The organism is Desulfosporosinus metallidurans (assembly GCF_001936615.1).
Classification (GTDB): Bacteria; Bacillota; Desulfitobacteriia; order Desulfitobacteriales; family Desulfitobacteriaceae; genus Desulfosporosinus; species Desulfosporosinus metallidurans.
Genome location: NZ_MLBF01000094.1, coordinates 1 through 7,787, shown reverse-complemented (window position 1 = coordinate 7,787; position 7,787 = coordinate 1). Strand labels below are relative to the sequence as shown.

The window sequence follows — 7,787 nt, the reverse complement described above, 5'->3', positions numbered from 1 at the left end:
CAGGTTGGACAAGTGAATTAAGTAATATTTAAGATATACACGTCTTTACGGATAAAATTTTAGGACGGTTTGTGTGAGGAGACGTAAAGGTGAACAAAAATATTAAGATTGGGTTAATAGTTTTTCTTATCCTAATGACGGGAGCCGCGATAGCTTATTACAAGACTTCTTCTATCGTAAGGTGGTTCGCGGCAAACGACTATAAAGTAACTTCCACCAAAATTCCTATGCGTGACGGTGCGGAGCTAGCGGCAGACTTATATCTTCCTGAGACAGGAAAGAACTTTCCGGTAATACTTATTCAGACGCCCTATAACAAAGATCGACATAAACAGATAATACAAGATCTTCTTCAGGGTGATCAAAATGCAGACTTCTTTGACGCTAAAGATTATGCCTTTGTAGTTTTAGATTGGCGAGGGTATTTTAAGTCCAAAGATGCGGCTAAGGTTAATAAAGAGAATCTTATTCCAGGTGAAGATCAGCGAGGTCAGGATGGCTACGATGCTATTGAGTGGATCGCCAAGCAGCCATGGAGTAACGGAAAGGTCGCCACTTGGGGGCCGTCTGCCTTGGGTAATGTTCAATATTTAACCGCAGCCCAAAACCCTCCACACTTGGTCTGCTCTGATCCGATGGTATATAACATCGTGGTTGATTACAATAATTACTATTATGGAGGCGTAATCCGCCAAGACGTTGTCGACACACTGGCCATGATTGGTTTCCCCGGTTTATCAGATTTGTTAAAGAAGCATCCGCTTGATGACGGAACGTACGACAAGGTTTCAATTAACCCGGCTAAGGTGAAAGAACCAATGCTGCTTATTGGTGGTTGGTATGATCATAATAACATGTTACAGACTTATAACCTGCTGAAAACCAAAGGCGGCGGAAAAGTTAGATTAATTATGGGCCCTTGGGTGCATCAGGGTGCTGTCAAGGATATTAAGCAAGGTGAACTCTACTTTCCGAGTGCCGCTCAAGTAGCCAGAGAAGAACAGGAGAAGTTCTTTGACTACTATGCGATGGGTAAAGATACTGGTGAGATAAATAGTCCTGCTATTAAATACTATGTCATGGGAGCGAACCAGTGGAAAACTGCTGATGAATGGCCTCCCAAAGATGCAATTGAAACTCCCCTTTACCTAGCAGAAAAAGGAAAGCTTACTCAGCAAAAAAGTAATATTGAAGAAAAACCTGATGAATTTATCAGCGATCCGAAGAATCCTGTTCCATCGGTTGGAGGCGCGGGTCTTGACCCACAATTACCGACAGGGACCTTTGATCAGAGAGAGAAAGTGGAAAATCGCAGCGACGTCTTGTGCTACACCACCGATACCTTAGACAGGGATTTAACGATTGCTGGGCAGGTAAAGCTAAATCTAAATGTTTCTTCGGACTGTGTTGATACCGATATAGCTGTTCGCTTAACAGATGTCTACCCGGATGGACGGTCCATGCTGATTGCTGACGGGATTCAGCGCATGAGCCTGATGGAATCTACGAAAGTAAAGAAACTTTTAATCCCAGGTCAGGTTTATTTATGTACAGTAACCCTGCGGGATACCGCCATGACATTTTTAAAAGGACATAAGATCAGGATATCATTATCCTCCTCGAATTATCCCCTGTGTGCCTTGAATTCGAATACTGGGAAAGATGGTCTCGATTTTGACAAATATGTTTCTGCCAAGAATCTCCTGTACCATGGAGGGAACAATCCTTCTGTTCTGGTATTGCCGGTTATTAAAAATTGACCGCTTGGGAGAGCATGATACGCAAAAGAAATGAGGTGAAATGTATTCAACTGAATATCGTCCACACTTTAGCAGGATAACATGATTATTATCACTAAAAATTCTGAAATTAGAAAATTAAATTTATTCAGAAGGAGTGATTTGTGTTTGAAAAAGTTATTGATAGTTTTATTAGTCTTGTTAATGACTGCTACCTTTACTGGAGCCGCCTATGCTACTGATTTAGTGGGGCCATCCCAGCCGACAAGTGGACCCGGTGGTTCAAGCTATAACTACAGCAGCGTAATGTCCCAAACAATTGGAACTGGAGTAAACAAATACATCATCTATGAGCCGTCACCCAAAGTTGATGTTGCCCTTCCTGTGTTGGCTTTTCTACATGGGTATGCACCTAACCCATCTCCGGATAATAACCTCGACTTTATCAAGCATTTAGTAAAAAAAGGTAACATTGTAATTTGGCCATATTATGAAAACTTGTTTACAGATGTCAATAACTATGATGTCAATGCTGGCAATGCAATTAAGTCAGCCTTGAATTATATCATTGCCAATCCATCTACACACGCGCAACCTAAATATGATCCCAGCGGTAACATGTATTTCGGCATTTTAGGACATTCAGCCGGGGGTCTCACTACTGCTAACCTTGCTTCGGAGTACTCTGCATTTAACCTCCCTAAGCCAAAAGCCATTATGACTATGAATGCCGGCAAAAATCTTGACGGTAGTGATGGAGGGGTTCCCTACCGAGATTTTAGCCAGATTCCCAGCGACACATATATGCTGACATTGGTGAGCAGTGACGACACAACGGTCGAATCTGCACCAAGCACATATATTTGGAACAACTCCACCCAGATTTCATCTAGCATAAGGGATTGGGTGTTAATAAAATCCGATAATCATGGATCACCAGACACCAATGACATTTCTGCAATTCATAACGATGTCAACAACCAGGTGCTCGATGCCATTGACTATTATGGTGCTTGGAAGTGGGCCACAGCCCTTTTTAATTACGCGTTCTTCGGAACTGACGGGAGCTATTGCTTGGGAGACACCTCGAACCAGCGTTACATGGGGCTTTGGAGCGACGGACAGCCGGTGAACGAAGCAGAAATTTCTGACACACCAATATGGCCCTAGCATAATAAATTTTGATCATTTCTTTTGCTTAACAGGGGCTGGTGCAAATGAAACACCAATTCTTTTACCTACAACAGAAAAAGCTCAATCGTAAATTGCAATTAGCAAAAATAATTTAGCCTTGAGCGAAAAAAGCAAGAAAGCTAAAGTTGTTGGTTATGAATGTTCAAAGGGCACACCACCGGACGAAAGTGATCAGCATTTTCTGGAGGGACGCTTCCAAAAAATCCGGTGGATTATTTTAAGCACTGCGCAATGTCTATAAATTAATTTAAGAGGATAAACGAGATGCCCTACAGGAAAGGGACATCGATTCCTAAAAGGATCCAAAAGTTGAGAGGAGAAATTTACTAGATGAAAAAAACTAAAGTGTTAGCTTCTTTAACTCTAGCAAGTTTGACAATAAGTATGCTTCCTTTTAATGCTTTTGCTAATGTATTGGTTCCTACGCGCTTAGCAGGGGGAACAGCTGCTCAAACAGCAGTACAAATTGCTGACCAAACAGGTTGGACAGGCACAGCCATCCTTGCTTCCTCTACTTCCTATGGTATGGTTGATGCTCTCGCAGCCGGTCCGCTTGCTTATTCATTGAAAGCCCCTATCCTGCTGACCGGCGCTGGAGCAACTCTTGACGCAGACACCAAAAAGGAACTTACCAAACTTGCGGTTAAAACAGTTTATGTCACCAGTGGAACAGCAGTAATCAGTCAAGGGGTCTTAGAGCAACTATCTGAGATGGGTATTACAGTTATTCCCCTAGGTGGAGTTGACCGAGCGGCAACCTCTGTCAATATTGCTAAAAAAATGACAGGTGTGACCAAAGTTGCGGTAGTTAATGGACTTCAAGATGCGCTCTCGATCGCTGCTGTCGCCTCAGCTGCTAACGAGCCAATCCTCTTGACAGACAAAGCTGCACTTCCCGCCAGCGTTTCTGCTTACTTAGCCACAAATCCGGGAATTACATCTTCCGATGTAATCGGTGGAAAAGGGATCATCAGCGAGGCAGTTATGAGCTCACTTCCTAAAGCAACTCGCCATGCTGGAACCACAGCTTATGACACCAACGCCCAAGTCATCCAAGATTTTAGTTCGGTTATCACCTATAGCAATGTCTTCGTGGCTAACGGTAGGACAGGCATTGATGCTCTTGCCGGTGCACCGCTTGCTGCTATGACAAAATCTGCTATCGTTCTCACAGAAGGCACTGTTCCTGCTGTGGCTTCTCTTGTACATGATAAACTCGCTACAGATAGTGTAGTTACAGCTATTGGGGGAGAAGCCGTTGTTCCTGAGTCTGTTCGAAAAGGTATCCTTAGTGGTGTGGCTACACTACCAGCTAGCCAGTTATCAGTAGCAAGAGTGAACGCTGTTAGTGCGTCGAGTTTTAAAGTAGTATTTAACCAAGCGCCGGCAGATTCCACAAAAGTAACATTTACAGTTAAAAACATGGTAACTCCTGTTACTGTTTCACCTACTTGGAATTCTGCTAAGACAGAAGCTATTCTGACTAGTTCTGCAAATTTCTCTGAAGGAACGTATTCAGTTGCTGTTAAAAATGGGGATACGGATCTCGGAACCTCAAAGGTAGATGTTGCTGCACAAAAGATTGCTGAAATTAAGATTACTTCAACCAAATTGGGGGTAGTCACTAATTCAAGTGACGCTTCAAAACAAACAGGATATGCAACCTATCTGGTCTTAGATCAATATCAAAATGATATTACATGCTCAGGGCTTGCCAATAATATAATCTTTCAAAGTGGAGTAGGTTCAGTAGAAGTTAAGGATGGTTTGCTTACTGTGACTCCAAATACAACAAATTCAAATCTAATGCAGTTTTCTACAGTTGTTATAACTGGTTATGATTCCACATCGGGAGTTTCCGTCACCTCAACTTTGACAACCTCGACTCAAATTGGCACCTTAAGCGATTTTCAACTCGGTGATTTGAAAAATGCTGATGGGAAAGTATTAACTGATGGCGATAGTTCAAGCATTTTCTATGCAAACTATACAGCAAAGGATATCAGTGGAAACCCCACAACGGATTACCAAATTATTATGAACGGCCTAATTTTACATGGCGACGCAGGAGCAACTGGTAATGAAATTAATCAGTTAACGACTTCACATTCCTACGTTAAAGCTACCATAGAGAAGGATCCAACTGATTCTACGAAAGCAGTAGTAAAAGTTGTTGCTTCTTCAGCTAATACATCACTTGCAATGGATATGCCAACCGTAATTACTGCTATGACTTGGACCGGAAAAACTTCAACACTCACTACAACTTTAAAGAAAGCATCAACAGCAGATACCTTTATTTTAATGGCCCCAGCCAATAGTATTGCCGTTGGTGAGAATAAAGAAATTCCTTTTAGCTGTTTGGATCAAAATGGAGCTGCACTAACAAAAATGGATGATATAAAAGGAATTACATTAAGTGGTGCACATTTTGAAGCAAACGTTGATGGCACGGCCAAAGTAATTGTCGGCGATGTCAATAATTATGGAATTCCCAATGACGGTCAACAAGTTATTACAGCTACGACCTCAACGGGAAAATTCAGCTCTTTAACTCTGAATATCCAGAAACGTGCTGTAGCGGATACCTTAACATTCAACCGTTCAGCGATCATCAATACAATGCAGGCAGGTGCGGTACAGCGCGTAGACATGGGATATCTTTATGGCGGCTTATCGGTTAAAGATCAATATGGTCGTGCGATTGATATGGTGAACGAACCTCAGACTTACGCAGTCTATGCAACTAGTTCAACAGCTGCTGGAGCTGCTATTAATTTGTCACAGAACAACGGGTTATTATCTGTCACTTCAGGCTCACCACTTTCATACGGCAATATGGGTATTCAAATTGAAGCCGCCAATGTCGGAACAGGGACGGTAACATTTAATCTTGTTGATACAGCTCAAAAGAAAGCTGGTTCCAATACTGAAACTATTTGTGCTGATCCAGCGAACCCAACTGCTGCAGAATTAGCATCCTTAGCTATTATTGATTCCAAGTCTGTAACGATCTCGGTTTTAGCAGCTGACTCAACTGATATTAAGGGATATACTATCAGCCCAGTTGCGAAACCGTTATATGCTGCTGCGCTCAAGGGCACAACTCCAGCGGCTATTACTTGGCAAGATAATGCCTATGATGCTAATCCGTTCATTTACGGGACAACCGCAAGCGGATCAAAAGTAGTTTTAGCATCTAATACCAAAGCAGGAAAGCCGTTAATTGTAGGAAAATCTGTGGATTCAACAGATTTTAATATAGATCCTAATGAATATACTCTTAGCAAACTCGGCTATCCTGGTCAAGGGGTAGGCAGGATTACGATAGATCCTAATGGTTACGATTCAATCTTTGTATCGGCAAATGCTTTACCAGATAACGTGACACAATCCAGTTGTAACTTGACAGTAACCATTAAGGGTGCTGACGGTGCTGTACATGCTTTAACTACCGTCATTAAATCTACAACTGAAAATCCGGCTGCAAGCAATGTAGGAGTTACCGCTGACGCATCTTATGATGGCATTTCCGTATCTGATGATGGAAATACGGTTTATCTAACTCCGGCTGTCAGTACGGGCAATTCCAGTGGAAATACTTTGGCAGTAGGTAAATGTATTTCCAGGTTCGATGCTGCTGGTGGAAAAGCTAACAGATCATTAATCTACTTCTATGCTAAAGATCAGTATACTGCTAAAGGACAGTCATTAGCGCAGATTTTCGTCGTTCCTGGACCAGATAATGCTGCTGATGGTACAGTTGATCCAGATAATGTATACACTTACACAGCTAAAACTGGCTCTAAACAAACCTATACACGTGCAGATGCCTCTGCCTTCACTGTCGATCAATATGGAACGATTACAGCCAATAATCTAAAGGCTGGTGATTTCGTTGTGCTTACGGGCGTTTCTAAAAATGGATTACTAAAAACCATTAGAGTGGTAGTTCTTAAACAGTAGTCGGAAAGAATTATTTTCTAACAGATTAGAGAAGGTCAGTTGCGGAGCTGGCCTTCTCTATTGCGAGATAGGTTTATTTCATCCTATCAGAAAACATTTGCTGATACACTCTGTAGAATAGGTTCAACTAGGCGTCAGACTAGCGTAAGACTTGGCGTACGCACTGTCTGCATTAATGAGATCAAAAAACGACCTTGTATTTATGAATTTTCTTATAAAATGTACTGCGAGAAAGTCCCAAAGATCTCATAGCATTGGTGCGATTATTATTAACGTTGCCATAATTAGTTCGAGTTCAGTTTTTTCTACAGCTCAAATGATCATCCATCATTGCGCCGAATTGATTCAATTAGTTGAAGGCCAACCTGAACTGAAAGAAACTCCCGTAATGCAGACTATTGACCGATTCTTGAATGAACAAGCCACGTTCAACGAACAACAAAACCAATGGATCGCCAAAGGGGATCGAGAAATTTCTTCGAATTCTCTTCAGTCGGCACATGACACGGATGCGACCTACCGCAATAAAGGCGGCAAAAAGCATGTGGGTTATGCCTTAAATCTAACGGAAACCTGTGCTGATGATAATCCTGTTCAAGTCGTGACTCATTTTGATGTAGCCCCCAATATGACCAGCGACGTCGAAATGCTGAATCAGAGCTTACCAACTATTGCGGGACAGAGGATTAAAGATCTATATACTGATGGGGGCTATTATAGTCCTGACGTTGTGAAGAGGCAAAAAATCATGGAGCTACAATGCATTTTACAGATATGACGGGTCGTAAGACCTCCAGTGCTAAACTCCCCTACAGTACATTTACGATAGAGGATAAGAAAACGATTGTTCTTTGTCCGACCGCAGAAGAGACCAGTAGGTATGAAAAT

At 42.1% G+C, this 7,787-nt stretch carries 4 protein-coding genes; 3 read left to right on the top strand and 1 reads right to left on the bottom strand.

What is annotated here, in order from left to right:
- Window positions 1–89 precede the first annotated feature (89 nt).
- The 3 genes from DSOL_RS24855 (at window position 90) to DSOL_RS24845 (ending at window position 6,899) form a co-directional block, all read left to right on the top strand.
- Window positions 90–1,760 carry a CocE/NonD family hydrolase gene (locus tag DSOL_RS24855; RefSeq protein ID WP_075367414.1) on the top strand — a complete coding sequence of 557 codons (1,671 nt, stop codon included), beginning with the start codon at window positions 90–92 and terminating at the stop codon, window positions 1,758–1,760.
- Window positions 1,761–1,841: 81 nt separating this feature from the next.
- Window positions 1,842–2,909 (top strand): alpha/beta hydrolase family protein, encoded by a 1,068-nt coding sequence (locus tag DSOL_RS24850; protein WP_139314612.1) that lies wholly within the window; start codon window positions 1,842–1,844, stop codon window positions 2,907–2,909.
- Between the two features lie 354 nt (window positions 2,910–3,263).
- Window positions 3,264–6,899: a cell wall-binding repeat-containing protein gene (locus DSOL_RS24845; protein ID WP_075367412.1), complete on the top strand. Its 3,636-nt coding sequence runs from the start codon at window positions 3,264–3,266 to the stop codon at window positions 6,897–6,899.
- Between the two features lie 181 nt (window positions 6,900–7,080).
- Here the strand turns inward: DSOL_RS24845 and DSOL_RS30275 are convergent, their stop codons facing one another.
- The gene (locus DSOL_RS30275) at window positions 7,081–7,149 is read right to left on the bottom strand and encodes a hypothetical protein (protein ID WP_427854460.1); all 69 of its coding nucleotides are present in this window, start codon (window positions 7,147–7,149) and stop codon (window positions 7,081–7,083) included.
- Window positions 7,150–7,787 lie beyond the last annotated feature (638 nt).